Genomic DNA, 15,463 nt, shown 5'->3' on the forward strand with positions numbered 1-15,463 from the left:
AATATTACTTGATATAAAGTGAAAACATTTTAAATTATGTTTAATACATTCGTAATCAATATATTACCTTGAAGCAACAGTAGTGCTTAATGCAATTACAGGGTTGCTGCTATTTTGTAAATACTTAGCATATATCGCCATTTGTGGTTGATCGCTACCTGCAATTGGGTGTAACGATAATGGATAACTTTTCCACCACTGACCCGCTGCCCAATATGAACCACTGATGTCATTTGCAGTTAAATATTTTAAGAAATTATCTAGCATAGGTAACCAACGTGTATCATTTTTAGGCACCCCAAACTCACCCACAAAACCTCTTTTACCGTTGTCTTTTAACCATTCAATAAAAGGTTTTACTTTTTCAACACCTGTTTGCGCATTTACACCCGATGCATCGTAACCAAACTGATAGCGACCAGAATTATCATTATCAAAGTAGCAATGCGCATTGTACACAATTCTATTAGATGGATCGTTTAAGTTTTTAAGATTATCGTTGAATTTAGCCCAGTTTACAGCATTTGAATAGCTCTCGCCTTGCACCATAATTGGCACTTCTACGTTTACATCTCTAATGGCTGCAATAGCTGCTTGTGCTGATGCGAACCATGAAAAAGAGCCCATATCGTGCGGTTCATTCATAATATCTAAGCCATAAATATTACTAAAACCATTTAATTCACTTGTTAGTTTCCTCCACACATCTTTATAAGCAGTTACTGGTACCATTGGCGAGCCAATAATGTTTTCTATGCCATTTATTTTATATCTGCCAAAATTGTGCATGTTTAAAATAACCGCTACACCGGTAGAATCGCAATCGTGTAAAAACTTTTTCATTCTTCCTAGCTCTTCCACATCTAATGGGCCATATAATTCGTGCTGAATTCTTTCCCATCTAAATGGTAGTTGCATTAATGCTACGCCTTTATCGGCAAAGTATTCTATTTCTGATTTTTCTGGATATATATAGTTTTTATTGTACTGACCAGGTAAATTTTCAGTTCCAAATTCAGCACCGCAAAGCGCTACACCAAATGGTAAAACTGAAGTTTGTGCGAAAGTTGCTGAAATATACAGGCATAATGACAAGATAAAAAGAGTAATGGATTTCATAGTTTTTTTAAGTTTAGGCTATTATCAGGATATTGGTTGTTAGATATTGGTTTAGGTTTTTGTTTAGGTTTTTGTTTAGGTTTTTGTTTAGGTTTTTGTTTAGGTTTTTGTTTAGGTTTTATTTAGGTTGGTTTTCAATAGGACTTTAAAATAGTATAATTTATTTATTTTTATTTTATTTATTTACAATTATTTATACTAGTTTTATTTTTAAAATCTATTACTTTCATGCCGATAATTTTAGACTGTTGGTTACTAGGCTTCTTCTAGCTTTGCGTTCACCTTACAAAGCATTAGCGTAGTCTCTTATCTATGTAATCATGGTATTTTTTTTAAATGGTTTAACAATTGGATTTTAAGTATCATTTCATTGGTATTGGTAAAAGATATTAATAGGGTGTTAATAGAATTGATTTTGTGTGGTAAAACATAAAAAACGGCTATACTTATTGTAAAATAAATACAACCGTTTAAAAAGTAGATGCTATGTGCACATAATGGTATAACGCAAAAAAATGGCAGTACGATAGTGAAACTACCGCTGCCAAAAGTTTGTTGCAAACTATTGATGCCACTAAAACGCAATGGTATAGTGTAAGTATCTGAATCGTAAATTAAAGGAGGGCTGAAGCCATGCAACCAGCGCAACAACCTAGTGTAGGTTGCACAAAATGCGACGCTGCGATATTCGTTTGGGCTGAATATTGGCTTCATAGAATAGGATGTTCTGAGCGAAAATAAGTTTTTTTATTAACAAACAAAAAACTTGTCACGTTTTTTCCTATCTGTGCCAAAAGGCCTAGGCACTAAGCCTAGACCTTTACACTTTCCAAAAACCATATTATCTTGTAGCTACCACTCTATTCATAGCAAGTGCAGGATTAGTAGCAGGATTTTGTAAATATTTTGCGTACACACTCATTTGTGGTTGATCGTTACCAGCAACTGGGTGTAAAGACAATGGGTAACTTTTCCACCATTGGCCAGCAGCCCAATAAGAACCGCTAATATTATTTGCAGTTAAGTATTTTAAAAAATTATCTAAAACTGGTAACCAACGGCCATCATTTTTTGGTACACCAAACTCACCCACAAAACCTCTTTTACCATTTACTTTTAACCAATCAATAAATGGTTTTACTTTTTGAACACCAGTATGAGCATTTACATTTGCTTGGTCAAAACTTTGTTCGTAACGACCAGAATTGTCATTATCAAAATAGCAATGTGCATTGTAAACGATGTTATCGTAAGGGTCTTGCAAGTATTTCAAACGATCGTTGAAAACATTCCAATTTACTGCATTAGAATAACTTTCGCCCTCAATCATTATAGCTACTTCTTTATTTACTTGTCTTATTGTGTTGATGGTTTCTTGAGCAATATTGAACCAAGAATATGTACCCATATCGTGAGGTTCATTCATAATATCTAAACCATAAATATTATTGAATGGTTTTAATTCTTGTGCTAGTTTTTTCCAAACATCTTTAAAGGCTTTTAAAGGCACTTCATTAGAACCAATAATGTATTCTTGACCGTTAATTTTATATCTAGCAAAGTTGTGCATATTTAAAACCACCATTACACCTGTGTTAGCACAATCTGTAAGAAATTTTTTAATACGAGCCATTTCTTGAACATCTAATGGTGCATATAATTGGTGTTGCACTCTTTCCCATCTAAAAGGCAATTGCATTAAAGAAACACCTTTGTCTGCAAAATAATTGATTTCTGATTTTTGTGGGTAGATGTAATTTTTGTTGTATAAACCTGGTAGGCTTTCAGTACCAAATTCTGCACCACACAATGAAACGCCAAAAGGCAAAATGCTTGTTTGAGGAAATGCTTTAACCCAGCAAATGCTTAGGCTTAAAACGATGATGAATAGGTTTTTCATAACTAGGAATTTTGGATAGTGATATTGGCATCACAAAGATGCATCAGCCCAAAAGCCCAATAGCTAGTAATACGTATTGCAGTTGTTTACGCATTTGAGGTAGTAGTGTAGTAATGCGCTTAGCCCCGTTTAAACAACTTGAAATACAATAAAGTAAACAATTGTTGAGTTATACACAGCTCTTTAGTTGGTACATAAAAAAGCCCCAAAATCTACCTTGTTAGATTTTGGGGCTTTTTTATTTTTGAAGAAACTAGTAATTAAACTAGACCATGTGCGTAAGCATACTTAATAATATCCGAATTACTTTTTACATCAAGCTTAGTCATAATTCTCGCTTTATAAGTGCTTATTGTATTAATGCTTAGCGCTAGTTCTGTACTTATGTCTGATATATGTTTGCCTTTAGCAAATAATTGAAACACTTGAAATTCTCTTTCAGAGAAGTTTTCGTGTGGTAATTTATCGCTACCACCTACATAGGCATCTGCAAGCAACTCGGCCATTTCTGGTGTAATATATCTACGCTTTGTAAGCACATATTGTACTGCTTTTATTAGTTCCTCTGGTGCATTATCTTTTGTAATATACGCGTTTGCGCCAGCACGAATAACACGTACTGCACTTTGTTGTATAGCAGACATGGTAAGCACAATAATTGGTACTTTACTACCATCTGCTCTTACTTTTTTTATTACATCAATTACAAGTGGGCCGGGCATTTGTAAATCTGTAATTACAATATCTAAGGTTTCATCTGCTATTAATTCTTGCAGTGCAGTGGCATTATTGGCCTCAATTATTTCGGCAGAAGGGTAAGTTTCTTTAAGCAGCATTTTTATTCCTTGACGAACCATGCCATGGTCGTCAGCTAATAATATTTTCATCGGCTCAATTTTTTAGCGGGGTAATTTTTTATTGATAAAGGGTAATTTAACTCAAGCAAATGTGTTTTTTTAAATTAATAAATATTTCTACGAAAATAAAATTAAATAATTTGGTTTTGCAAACCATATTTTATCATTTCTGCATCCGAAGTTAGGTGCATTTTTTTAAGAATATTAACCTTGTGCGCTCGTACAGTGGTAACACTAATACACAAATCGTCACCGATGGCTTGCATAGTTTTACCATGCAATAATTGCTTAAATATGGCAAACTCTCTATCGGTTAAAGATTCGTGTGGTGCAGACTTTACATTTTCCTCATAAGCTGTTGCCAATACCATAGCAACATCTGAATTGATATATTTTTTACCAGATAAAATTTGATTAATAGCCTTAATTAATTCGTCAGAAATATTGTCTTTTGATAAAAAACCTGCAGCACCAGAGCGAATACATCTTATTGCGTACTCTTCTGCTGAATACATAGTAAGCATTAAAACAGGAATTTGTGGTGCATGAATTTTTAACTGTTTTAAAATATCAAGACCAGACAAGCCAGGAAAAGAGATGTCAGAAACAATAATATCCCATTTGTTTTTTGTGGCTTTCATTAAAAGCTCTGTACCATCTGCGGCTTCATCTATTTCCACATCTACAAATGCTTCTTTAATAATGAATTTCAGTGCTTTACGCACTAAAGTGTGATCGTCTGCGATAAGGATTTTCATAGATGGTTATTTAAAACTTAATACAAAGTTGGTGTATTTTACTGTATTGGTGTTAATTCTTTTAATAATCCTGAAGCCATAATTGTAGTACCTATGCCCTTTGTGGTTTCTATTTCTAAATTAAAGCAAATATTTGCAGCTCGCTCTTTTATACCTATTATTCCTAGTGTATTGCCTACCATATTTACGTCAAAACCTCTACCATTATCTTTAACTTTAAGCGTTATGCTATCGTGTATTTGCGTTAAACTTACAGTTACTAACGATGCATCTGCATGCCTAGCAACATTTGTAAGTGCTTCTTGGCATATTCTAAACAACGCTATTTCTAAATCTTGGTCTAATCTTTTGTCAGGTAAATTATTGGCAAACTCGCAAGCAATACCAGTTTTTCTTTCATATTCTTCGCAATAACTCTTTAAGGCTGCTTGCAACCCTACATTATCAAGCAAAGGCGGCCTTAACTGATGCGATATTTTTCTAATTTTTTTAATTAAATCATCTACTGTTTCTAATGTGTAATCTACCTTACTCATTAGCAATGCATTATCTTTTGGTAAATTATTTTTTATAGATTTAATATCTATTTTAAGTACTGTAGCGGTTTGGCCCAAATCGTCGTGCAATTCTCTTGCAATTATTTTTCGCTCTTCTTCTCTTAAATTTTGAATATGATTGGTAAGATTTCGCAATTGACGTTTTTGATTAATTATTTCTTGCTCTATTTTTTTCTGGTCTGTAATATCGGACAAGTAAATAGACACACCATTTTGTGAAGGATAAATACTAGTTTCAAACCAGCAATCAAAATAGGGCACATACTCTTTCAATTCTTGCATTTCTTGCGTTTCAAGTGCAGTAAGGCATGTTTTATAAAAACTTGTTTCGGTTATGCCTTTAAAAAAATCTTCAAACTTTCTACCAATTATGGCATCGTGTGGCAAGTTGAGATACGCAGTAATCGGATGATTAGCATAGGTACAAACCCAATTGGCATCAAAGGCTAAAAACGCCTTTTGCATACGTTCAAATACCTCTTTTATCTCTTTAGTTTTTCTTACAATTTCAATCTCTAAATCGGCATTAAGTTGTTGTAGTTTTTTTTGGCTTATTTTAAGGTCTGTAATATTAGAGCGAATGCTTGAATAGCCTTTAACAGAACCATCTTTATTTAATATGCGTGAGTAAGAAACATCAAGATATAGTTCTTCGCCAGCTTTGTTGTACTGTATCATTTCGCCACGCCAACTACCTGTTTCGTCAATGGTTTTTAAAATACTGGCCATTGCTTCATCGCTAATAACAGCATTGGTACACAATCCTACTTTCTTTCCCAAAACTTCTTGCTTTGTATAGCCATACAAGCTTTCAGCGCCTTTACTCCATTGTAAAATTTGTGAATCAGCATCAGTTGTTACAATTGCATCATGAGATAAATCAATTAGCGCAGAATATTCTTGAAGAATTACATTGGCTTTACGTTCAAAAATATTTTTTTGTATGTTAACCACAATACCAACTAATAAAAAAACCACTACCGCACCAAGTATATAGAATATGGCGTTAATAGTGAAAATCGTTTTATCGTTATCATTTCTAAATATGGCAATACGATCTGTTTCCCCAATTTCTATTTGCGAAGCGAAATTATTAAGACTTTTAAGAAAAATATCGCTATCGTTTAAGGTATTATTTATGGGTGCTTTTCTAATTGCTTCTCTTGCCGCAATACGCTCGTTTATTAAATTCTCTATCTCGTGTAAGTGGGAAAGCTGCTTTTTATCGTTAGCAACCCACGGGTACAATAATTTAATTTTATCTCGTATTTGTTCCTTAATATTTTGAGATTGTTTTAGCGTTGCAGAATCTGAAAGAGAAGTATTTTGCAGATACCTTTCGTAGTCATGCATGAGGGATACCAACTTCTGTGTTTGGTATCGTATATCATGCGATTGTTGAATAAATCTGACAGTATCCTGTACGTTTGTTGATTGCTTGTACGAAAAAAACATGATTCTCACAATCAATACTATAACTAACAGAATAGACAGCACAAAAATTCTTGTGGCTGACGAATGCATGGAATTGGATTTTAAATATTTGAACCCCAAATAACTCATAACACAACATTAATTGCTGCTTACTTGTTTATTTAGACTGTTAAAGTACATAAAATAAACAAAGTACGCACACTTTTACAGAAAATATTATTTAATGAAGTAGTATTAGGGAAGAAACAAGCACAAAAGTGCAGATAAATTAACAGTTAATCCCCATCAATTTTTCAACGTAGCTGCAATAGTTCATTTTAAAGTACTTTGCGCCCATGCAACAGTATCATCAATTATTACAACATATATTAGATAACGGCTCACAAAAGACAGATAGAACTGGCACAGGAACTATTAGTTGTTTTGGCTATCAAATGCGGTTTAATTTGCAAGAAGGTTTTCCTATGGTAACCACCAAAAAACTGCATTTAAAAAGCATTATTTACGAGTTATTGTGGTTTTTACAAGGTAGTACTAATATCAAATATTTAACCGATAATGGTGTAAGCATTTGGAACGAATGGGCCGATGAAAACGGTGATTTAGGACCTGTGTATGGTAAGCAATGGCGCAGCTGGCAAGGTGCTGATGGTAAAGTAATAGACCAAATAACCGATGTTATCCATCAAATAAAAACTACACCAGATAGCCGCAGATTAATTGTAAGTGCCTGGAACGTTGCAGATTTACCAAATATGGCTTTACAACCTTGCCATACATTGTTTCAATTTTATGTTGCTGATGGTAAATTGAGCTGTCAATTGTACCAACGTAGTGCTGATGTGTTTTTGGGTGTACCTTTCAACATAGCTTCTTATGCTCTACTTACTATGATGGTGGCGCAAGTTTGCGGCCTAGAATATGGTGATTTTGTTCACAGTTTTGGTGATGTACATTTGTACAACAATCATATTGAACAAGCACATTTACAGCTAAGGAGAGCACCTTTTCCATTACCTACGATGCAATTAAATCCAGATGTGAAAGACATATTTGCGTTCAAATACGAAGATTTTACACTAGAAAATTATCAACATCATAGCCCAATAAAAGGCAAAGTGGCGGTATAATTCTTTAGTTTATAGTTTGAAGTTTGGGGTTATTAATATTTCATTTTTTTGAATTTCACTTTTCACATTTCCACCTTTCACGCAAATGCAAATCATTCAAATAGTTGCAGTATCAAATAACAACGTAATCGGTAAAGACTATGGCCTATTATGGTCTTTACCCAATGATATGCGATGGTTTAAAAACAAAACTTGGGCTTTACCTGTGATAATGGGGCGCAAAACTTTTAAAAGCCTTGACCATAAACCTATGAATGGTAGACTGAACGTTGTAATTACAAGGCAAGCAGATTTTAAAGCAGAAGGCGCAACGGTTGTAGCAAATATTGAGGATGCAATTGCCTTTTGCAAAGCACAAAACTACAAAGAGATAATGATTATTGGGGGTGGCGAAATTTATAAGCAAAGCCTACCATTAACCGATAAAATTTACTTGACAAGGGTAGATGCAACCGCTGAGGGCGATACACATTACCCTGAACTAGACAACAACCAATGGCAGCTTGCTTTTGAAGACAAACACCCTGCCGATGCCAAACATGCTTATGCTTACAACTTTCAAACTTGGATAAGAAAATAAAGAAACTATGCCTTTTGTAGATGTTGCTTATGGTTACCTAGCCTTGGTATTTTTACTTGCCATGCTTTTAGAAAGAAAAAATAGCGTTAGCTATGGCAAAAGTTTATTGGCTGCGCTAAATGTAACGCTGCTATTTTTTGTAGTGTACAAATGTTTAGACTATTATCAGTTGTACAAAATGGCACAAATATTTGGCGTATCTATTACGTTTGATGGCATACTAAAACTAATGAGCACCAATAAATGGGAAGCATTTAAAAACATTGCTGTGCTGCTTCTACCCTTCTTGTTTTTGTTTAAAAAATTATCAACGAATGTGTTGCTAACACTTGCAGCCTTGACTTTAGTAAAATGGGATTTCATTGAAAGGACTTACGAAAAAATAGCTTACCCAAATATCACCAAAAGCTACTACCAACCTGAGTATTCGGTGTTTCATGTGTTAAACTATGGCTGCTTATTTATAGCCATTTATGCACTACTTTTTTTACTGAAAAGATTACCACATCAGGTTAAATAATATGCTCGCTTCGCTACAACAGCTTATAGAATATTACAAATATTGGCTTACTGCTGCAAATGGCAAAGGGCATGGTATACATTCGCCTTTTGTGTTCAAGTTTGTGATAGATGTGCTAAACGATGAGCGCCTTTTCTATGCATTTGAAACCATTGAAAGTATTGTAAATACTGACTTAAACAACAAAAAATACAATAGACTACTATTTAGAATTACAGACTATTATCAGCCTAAAAGTATTTTACTGATAGATGAAACGCTTGGCATTACTATTAGTTATATTGCTTTAGCAAATACAAGTGCATCTGTTTACAGCTATTTTTCACACACAAATAATATTGAAAAAGCCAAAGCAGTAGTTAGTGCATGTAAGGCTGAAAATTGCGTTTTTGTAACAAGTATTGCTGAAAAAAAACAGTACGACTTAGTTTACGTAAATGCGCAAAACGATTTTCAACTTAATGATATTTTTCAGCAAGTATTACCATTATTACACCCACAATCTATTCTCATCATCAACAATATTAGCAGTAGTAAAGAAATAGAAACGCAATGGTTACAGCTTCAAACAAATTCGGCCGTAACTTTAACCATCAATTTATTTCAAATAGGGCTAGTATTTTTTAGACCTGAAAATAAAATTACACAACACTTTACCATCAGATTTTAAATATAGTCACTTGCAACTTCCTTCGGCATTATTAACTTCTTTACAAGGCATCATAGGCTTTAACCAAGCGGCTTTTGAGGCAATACATACATCAGGTGAACAAGTTACTAGCATACGTATTAATCCGTTAAAAATAGCCGACGATCAATGGTCAACAGTCGATGGCACACCGATTAGTTGGTGCCCTTATGGTTACTATTTACCAGAAAGACCTTTTTTCACGTTCGACCCTACTTTTCATGCAGGTGCCTATTATGTGCAAGAAGCGAGTAGTATGTTTTTGTGGCAAATATTAACGCAAGCCATTGGCACAAATACCAATGGTTTAAAAGTACTTGACCTTTGTGCTGCGCCTGGCGGCAAAAGTACTTTGCTAGCTAGCTACTTTACAAATGGCCTAGTAGTAAGTAACGATGTGATAAAATCGAGAGCGAATATTCTAGTTGAAAACATTACCAAATGGGGCTACGATAATGTGGTGGTAACCAATAACGATCCATCTCATTTTAAAATACTGGAAAACTATTTTGATGTAATAGTGATTGATGCACCTTGTAGTGGTAGCGGTTTATTTAGGCGAGATAATGATGCCATCAATGAATGGAGCGAAAACAATGTAGCGCTTTGTAGTCAGCGTCAACAGCGTATTGTAGCAGATGTGTTGCCTGCTTTAAAACAAGGTGGCTTGCTTATTTACAGCACTTGTAGCTATAGCAAACAAGAAGATGAAGACATTGTTGATTGGTTAATTGAAGAACAACAACTAACAACTGTAAACTGTAAAACTACAAACGATGAAGGCATTGTAGAAACACAATCTGACAAACACCAAGGTTTTGGTTATCGCTTCTATCCGTACTTAACCAAAGGCGAAGGTTTTTTTGTAGCCGCATTTACAAAAAATAATGGTGGCTTAATGGGTAATTATAAAGAACAAACTTTAGCAAAACCATCTAAGCAGGAAGAACAAATGGTGACTGATTTTATTGGTCAAAAATCAGATTATTCATTTTTTAAACAAGCAGAAGCCATTAAATTATTACCTACAAAATGGTGGTTAGACTTGCAAATACTTGCCAAATGCCTATACATTAAAAAAGCGGGCATTGAAATAGGTACTATTAAAGGCAAAGACGTCGTTCCACATCATGAATTAGCGGTAAGTATTCTTGATTTACCACAAATAAACACTGTAGAATTAACAGAAGATGAAGCGCTACAATACTTACGCAGAAAGGATTTGACGGTAGAAACCACCAAAGGGTGGTGTGCACCTACACATTGTGGATTACGTTTAGGCTGGATGAAAGTTTTGCCCAACCGGATAAATAATTACTATCCACAGGAATGGAGAATTTTAAAAGAGTAATTTTACTTGCAACATAAAATTGCTTCACCATGGTATCTCTACACAAAACCTATTTCCTATCTTGTTTTATAGCTGCTAGCCTTTTGGCAAATATTGCTACAGCACAAAATCAGCCAATTGTTCATACCATTAAGCAAGGCGAAACATTATCAGCCTTAGCTAAAAAATACAGCACTACTGTTGGCGATATTATGCGTTTAAACGGCATGAATAGTAACAGTAAATTGCAAATAGGCCAAGCTGTAAAAATTCCTACAAGTAGTTCTACACCTTCAGTAGTTGTAGAAGCCCCTAAGCCAGAACCTGTAAAACCACAACCAGTTGTAGCTAAACAACCAGAAATAAGTGCCTCTGTTACTGATGTTACTTACCAAGTTTTAAAAGGCCAATCGTTATATGGTATTGCAAAGCAATTTAAAACCACCGAGAAACAAATTATTGCTTGGAACAACTTACCAAACGATAAAATTAAAGCTGGCCAAACCATCATTGTAGGTAAAGAAGTGATTGAAAAAAGCACTATACCAGTAACACCAAAACCACAATTATCAAAACCAGTAGAAGATAAACCTGTTGTAGCACCACCTGTAACGCAACAAACAGAAAAAAGCGAGAAACTAACCGTTTTAAACGCTGGTTCGGCAAAAGTTACACCACCTGTAGAAACAAAACCTACACCAGCACCAACACCTGTAAAAGAAGCTATTAAAACTGAACCTACAGCAATACCAGCAAGTGCTAAATACGTGGAAAGCGAAGGTTTTTTTGCCAATTATTTTAATCATAAAGACAGAAACTTAACTACAGCAGCAGGCGATGCAGCCATTTTTAAAACAACAAGTGGCTGGAATGATAAAAAATATTACGTGTTAATGAATGATGTGAATCAAGGTGATATTGTACGTTTAACAGCCAATAACAAAACCATCTGTGCTAAAGTATTAGGGCCATTACCAGACATTAAAGAAGACAATGGCTTGCTACTACGTGTGAGCAATGCAGCGGCTGCAGTTCTTGGTATTGAAGATGCTAAATTTAATGTTACAGTTAATTATTAAAGTCTATCAAATTTTATAAACAAACAGCCCGAAGTTTTAAAGCTTCGGGCTGTTTTAGTTTTATATCAATTGCATTTTTGCAACTTTAGGATCTACTTCTACTGTATCTTCTTCAAAGTTGAGTTTAATGCGCCACTTTTGCATAGTGGCTGCGCCAATAATTGCCTCTTCGCTTAAGCCAGGCACAACTAAAAACTCATCACTTAGTAATACATCATGCAGATAAAAATCAACACGAATCACATCTTTAATTTCGATGTAATGCCCTTCACTGGCAGTTGAAATCAATCTAGTTCGTCCCAAACTTTCTAAATTGGCCAAACCCTCTACAAACTCAGGATTAATACAAGACAAATTCGCACCGCTGTCAAACAATGTATACAAATGCTTCTCACCTTTTGAACCAACATATAATAATGGCAATTTTAAAACTGACATACTTGAAAAATTTTAATAAAATTACAAACAAAAACTTATTTAAATCCAACAAAAAAGCCGCTCTTTTCAGAACGGCTAAACTATTTAAACTAATAAACTACAAACTTAACTATACATTTCTACTCTCAACTCTTGTACACGTTTGTCTTCCATGTATTCATCAAAGGTCATTAATCTATCAATAATACCTTTAGGCGTTAATTCTATAATTCTATTAGCGACGGTTTGTATAAACGTATGGTCATGAGATGTTAGCAACACAATACCAGGAAATGTATTACAGCCTTCATTAAAGCTCTGGATACTCTCAAGATCTAGATGGTTGGTTGGTTGGTCTAGAATAATACAGTTAGGGTTTTGCAACATCATTTTACTTACCATACAACGCACTTTTTCACCACCGCTAAGCACGTTGTTTTTCTTCATAATATCGTCGCCACTAAACAACATTTTACCAAAGAAACCACGTAAAAATGGCTCATCAGCATCTGTAATATGCGGTGGTACAAAGTTTCTTAACCAATCTAGCAATGGCTCACCACTTGTAAAAAACTCATTGTGCTCTACTGGCAAATAAGCTTTGGTTACTGTAGTGCCCCATTCAAACTTACCAGAATCAGGTTGCATATTATCGTTAATAATCTCAAAGAAGCTAGTTACAGCCGATGGATCTTTACTTAAAAATGCAATTTTATCACCCTTATTTACACTAAAACTTACCTTATCAAATTGTTTACGACCATCAACCGTTTTACTTAGGTTTTCTACGTTCAATATTTGGTTACCTACTTCACGCAATGGCTGGAAAATAATACCAGGATATTTACGGTTACTTGGTTCAATTTCTTCAATGGTTAACTTCTCTAACGCTTTTTTACGAGAAGTCGCTTGCTTACTCTTAGAGGCATTTGCAGAGAAACGAGCGATAAAATCTAATAAAGCAGCACGTTTTTCTTCGTTCTTCTTGTTCTTATCGTTTTGTTGACGAGCTGCTAATTGGCTACTCTCATACCAGAAAGTATAGTTACCAGTAAAGGTTTTTATTTTAGAACGGTCTACGTCAGATACGTGTGTACACACAGTATCTAAAAAGTGTCTATCGTGACTAACCACCAATACAATATTCTCGTAATCAGCTAAAAAGTTTTCTAACCAGCCAATCGTTTCAATATCCAAACCATTGGTAGGCTCATCTAGTAACAAAATATCAGGATTACCAAACAATGCTTGTGCTAGTAACACACGCAATTTCAAGTTACTAGGTATATCCTTCATCAAACTTTGGTGAAACTTCTCTTCTATACCCAAGCTGCTTAATAAAGTTGCCGCATCGCTTTCAGCTGTATAACCACCCATTTCGCCAAACTCACCTTCTAGCTCACTAGCACGCATGTAGTCGTCTTCAGTTGCATCAGGATCCATATAAATAGCATCCTTCGCCTTCATTACTTCCATCATTTTTTTGTGCCCCATCAACACCGTGTTCAATACTGTCTCTTCGTCAAAAGCAAACTGATTTTGATTAAGTACCGCCAATCGTTCACCCGGTGTAATCTCTACAGTACCCTTATTTGGCTCAATTTCACCAGCCAAAATCTTCATAAAAGTCGATTTACCAGCACCATTTGCCCCAATAATACCATAGCAATTACCCTTTGTAAAGTTGATATTCACTTCATCAAACAACACCCTTTTACCATACGCTAGGGTTACATTTCTTGCACTAATCATGTGTTATATTCTATTTTCGAAGTTAGAAGTACGCTTTTTCGAGCCGCAAATGTAAGGCTAAGCCACCACTTTTTTAGCAGTGATATTGTGGTAATCAGCATTTGTACTACTATTAAACACCGTTGCAAGTTTACGCTGAGTTTACGAAGTACCTACTTGTACGTTCTGTACTTTATGGAGCTACTTAATAACCTATCAATCTATTGCAGTACAGCAATCATCTGCTTTTCGAAAAAAATGTTAAAAACAATCTTTAAAATACAATCATTTCACACTGCTTTGTACGAAAAGCCACAGACCTTATCTTTACCGCCTTATGATTGATTTTAGAAGTGATACAGTAACACAACCTACAGAAAGCATGTTGCAAGCCATGCTAAGTGCAAAAGTTGGTGACGATGTATTTGGTGAAGACCCAACCATCAATCAACTAGAACAAATGGCGGCTGAGATGTTTGGCCTAGAAGCAGGTTTGTTTTGCCCAAGCGGCACCATGACCAATCAAATTGCCATAAAAGCCCATACACAACCTGGTGACGAAGTAATTTGTGACGAACTGAGTCACATTTACCAATATGAAGGCGGTGGTATTGCCGTAAATAGCGCTTGTTCTGTAAGATTATTACATGGCAATAATGGTCGCTTAACAGCAGATATTGTTAAAGAAGCTATTAACAATCCTGAGGATATTCATAAACCAATTAGCCGCTTAGTAAGTTTAGAAAATACCGTAAACAAAGGTGGGGGTTGCTGCTACGAACTAGCTGATATTGAACAAATTAAAGCAGTTTGCTTAAGTAATAATTTAAGCTTGCATTTAGATGGTGCAAGACTTTTTAACGCCTTAGTTTATAAGCAGCAAAAAGCTAGCGATTACGGTCAGTTATTCGATACCATTTCTATTTGCCTAAGCAAAGGTTTAGGCACACCTGTAGGCAGTGTATTACTTGGTAATAAAGCATTTATAAAAAAGTCAAGGCGCATTCGTAAAGTGTTTGGCGGCGGTATGAGACAATCTGGCATTTTGGCTGCAGCAGGTATTTATGCGTTAGAGAACAATATCAATCGACTTGCAGAAGACCATTTACACGCAACACAAATTGCAGCAGCACTTGCTGCTACAGATTTTGTTGGTGATATTTTACCACTAGAAACCAATATTGTTATTGCGACAATTAAAGGACGCTTTACACCTGCAACTTTTGTAGAAGCAATGGCCAAGCATAATATTAAATTATTCAGTGTTTCTAGTACACAAATTCGTTTAGTTGTACATTTGAACATTAGCAAGCAAATGGTTGAAGAAACCATCAACATCATAAACAAGTTATAAGCAACTCAA

General features: G+C 35.0%; 14 protein-coding genes. 7 read left to right on the forward strand and 7 right to left on the reverse strand.

Going from position 1 to position 15,463, the window contains the following annotated elements:
* Window positions 1–63: 63 nt before the first annotated feature.
* From ACT9TX_RS09930 to ACT9TX_RS09950, 5 genes are all read right to left on the reverse strand, one after another.
* Complete coding sequence (locus ACT9TX_RS09930) at window positions 64–1,119, reverse strand: glycoside hydrolase family 5 protein (protein ID WP_481338131.1); 1,056 nt, start codon at window positions 1,117–1,119, stop codon at window positions 64–66.
* Window positions 1,120–1,960: 841 nt separating this feature from the next.
* Entirely contained in the window at window positions 1,961–3,019 is a 1,059-nt protein-coding gene (locus tag ACT9TX_RS09935) for a glycoside hydrolase family 5 protein (protein WP_481338132.1), read from the reverse strand.
* 260 nt (window positions 3,020–3,279) lie between these two features.
* Entirely contained in the window at window positions 3,280–3,906 is a 627-nt protein-coding gene (locus ACT9TX_RS09940) for a response regulator (protein ID WP_481338133.1), read from the reverse strand.
* A gap of 101 nt (window positions 3,907–4,007) precedes the next feature.
* Window positions 4,008–4,634, reverse strand: coding sequence for a response regulator transcription factor (locus ACT9TX_RS09945; RefSeq protein ID WP_481338134.1), 627 nt, complete (start codon window positions 4,632–4,634; stop codon window positions 4,008–4,010).
* Between the two features lie 38 nt (window positions 4,635–4,672).
* A complete protein-coding gene (locus tag ACT9TX_RS09950; RefSeq protein ID WP_481338135.1) occupies window positions 4,673–6,544 on the reverse strand; it encodes a PAS domain-containing sensor histidine kinase in 1,872 nt (623 codons plus the stop codon).
* Between the two features lie 416 nt (window positions 6,545–6,960).
* Between ACT9TX_RS09950 and ACT9TX_RS09955 the strand changes: the two genes are divergently transcribed.
* The 6 genes from ACT9TX_RS09955 to ACT9TX_RS09980 all read left to right on the forward strand — a co-directional run bounded on the left by ACT9TX_RS09955 (window position 6,961) and on the right by ACT9TX_RS09980 (window position 11,952).
* On the forward strand, window positions 6,961–7,755 hold the full coding sequence (locus tag ACT9TX_RS09955) for a thymidylate synthase (RefSeq protein ID WP_481338136.1): 795 nt from the start codon (window positions 6,961–6,963) through the stop codon (window positions 7,753–7,755).
* 85 nt (window positions 7,756–7,840) lie between these two features.
* The gene (locus ACT9TX_RS09960; RefSeq protein ID WP_481338137.1) at window positions 7,841–8,335 is read left to right on the forward strand and encodes a dihydrofolate reductase; all 495 of its coding nucleotides are present in this window, start codon (window positions 7,841–7,843) and stop codon (window positions 8,333–8,335) included.
* A gap of 7 nt (window positions 8,336–8,342) precedes the next feature.
* Window positions 8,343–8,855, forward strand: coding sequence for a hypothetical protein (locus ACT9TX_RS09965; RefSeq protein WP_481338138.1), 513 nt, complete (start codon window positions 8,343–8,345; stop codon window positions 8,853–8,855).
* Between the two features lies 1 nt (window position 8,856).
* Window positions 8,857–9,525, forward strand: coding sequence for a hypothetical protein (locus ACT9TX_RS09970; RefSeq protein ID WP_481338139.1), 669 nt, complete (start codon window positions 8,857–8,859; stop codon window positions 9,523–9,525).
* Window positions 9,526–9,535: 10 nt separating this feature from the next.
* Complete coding sequence (locus ACT9TX_RS09975) at window positions 9,536–10,894, forward strand: methyltransferase RsmF C-terminal domain-like protein (RefSeq protein ID WP_481338140.1); 1,359 nt, start codon at window positions 9,536–9,538, stop codon at window positions 10,892–10,894.
* Between the two features lie 29 nt (window positions 10,895–10,923).
* Window positions 10,924–11,952, forward strand: coding sequence for a LysM peptidoglycan-binding domain-containing protein (locus tag ACT9TX_RS09980; RefSeq protein ID WP_481338141.1), 1,029 nt, complete (start codon window positions 10,924–10,926; stop codon window positions 11,950–11,952).
* Window positions 11,953–12,012: 60 nt separating this feature from the next.
* Here ACT9TX_RS09980 and ACT9TX_RS09985 read toward each other — a convergent pair whose 3' ends face one another.
* Together ACT9TX_RS09985 and ACT9TX_RS09990 are read right to left on the reverse strand one after the other, a co-directional pair.
* The gene (locus tag ACT9TX_RS09985; protein WP_481338142.1) at window positions 12,013–12,390 is read right to left on the reverse strand and encodes a pepsin/retropepsin-like aspartic protease family protein; all 378 of its coding nucleotides are present in this window, start codon (window positions 12,388–12,390) and stop codon (window positions 12,013–12,015) included.
* Window positions 12,391–12,495: 105 nt separating this feature from the next.
* Complete coding sequence (locus ACT9TX_RS09990; RefSeq protein WP_481338143.1) at window positions 12,496–14,121, reverse strand: ABC-F family ATP-binding cassette domain-containing protein; 1,626 nt, start codon at window positions 14,119–14,121, stop codon at window positions 12,496–12,498.
* Window positions 14,122–14,437: 316 nt separating this feature from the next.
* Between ACT9TX_RS09990 and ACT9TX_RS09995 the strand changes: the two genes are divergently transcribed.
* Window positions 14,438–15,454: a threonine aldolase family protein gene (locus ACT9TX_RS09995; RefSeq protein ID WP_481338144.1), complete on the forward strand. Its 1,017-nt coding sequence runs from the start codon at window positions 14,438–14,440 to the stop codon at window positions 15,452–15,454.
* Window positions 15,455–15,463: the final 9 nt, after the last annotated feature.

Source organism: Parasediminibacterium sp. HNIBRBA5674 (assembly GCF_056745525.1).

Excerpts from the sequence above, each read along its gene's own strand:
- ACT9TX_RS09930 (WP_481338131.1), bottom strand. The coding sequence starts at position 1,119 with ATGAAATCCATTACTCTTTTTATCTTGTCATTATGCCTGTATATTTCA.
- ACT9TX_RS09935 (WP_481338132.1), bottom strand. The coding sequence starts at position 3,019 with ATGAAAAACCTATTCATCATCGTTTTAAGCCTAAGCATTTGCTGGGTT.
- ACT9TX_RS09940 (WP_481338133.1), bottom strand. The coding sequence starts at position 3,906 with ATGAAAATATTATTAGCTGACGACCATGGCATGGTTCGTCAAGGAATA.
- ACT9TX_RS09945 (WP_481338134.1), bottom strand. The coding sequence starts at position 4,634 with ATGAAAATCCTTATCGCAGACGATCACACTTTAGTGCGTAAAGCACTG.
- ACT9TX_RS09950 (WP_481338135.1), bottom strand. The coding sequence starts at position 6,544 with ATGCATGACTACGAAAGGTATCTGCAAAATACTTCTCTTTCAGATTCT.
- ACT9TX_RS09955 (WP_481338136.1), top strand. The coding sequence starts at position 6,961 with ATGCAACAGTATCATCAATTATTACAACATATATTAGATAACGGCTCA.
- ACT9TX_RS09960 (WP_481338137.1), top strand. The coding sequence starts at position 7,841 with ATGCAAATCATTCAAATAGTTGCAGTATCAAATAACAACGTAATCGGT.
- ACT9TX_RS09965 (WP_481338138.1), top strand. The coding sequence starts at position 8,343 with ATGCCTTTTGTAGATGTTGCTTATGGTTACCTAGCCTTGGTATTTTTA.
- ACT9TX_RS09970 (WP_481338139.1), top strand. The coding sequence starts at position 8,857 with ATGCTCGCTTCGCTACAACAGCTTATAGAATATTACAAATATTGGCTT.
- ACT9TX_RS09980 (WP_481338141.1), top strand. The coding sequence starts at position 10,924 with ATGGTATCTCTACACAAAACCTATTTCCTATCTTGTTTTATAGCTGCT.
- ACT9TX_RS09985 (WP_481338142.1), bottom strand. The coding sequence starts at position 12,390 with ATGTCAGTTTTAAAATTGCCATTATTATATGTTGGTTCAAAAGGTGAG.
- ACT9TX_RS09990 (WP_481338143.1), bottom strand. The coding sequence starts at position 14,121 with ATGATTAGTGCAAGAAATGTAACCCTAGCGTATGGTAAAAGGGTGTTG.
- ACT9TX_RS09995 (WP_481338144.1), top strand. The coding sequence starts at position 14,438 with ATGATTGATTTTAGAAGTGATACAGTAACACAACCTACAGAAAGCATG.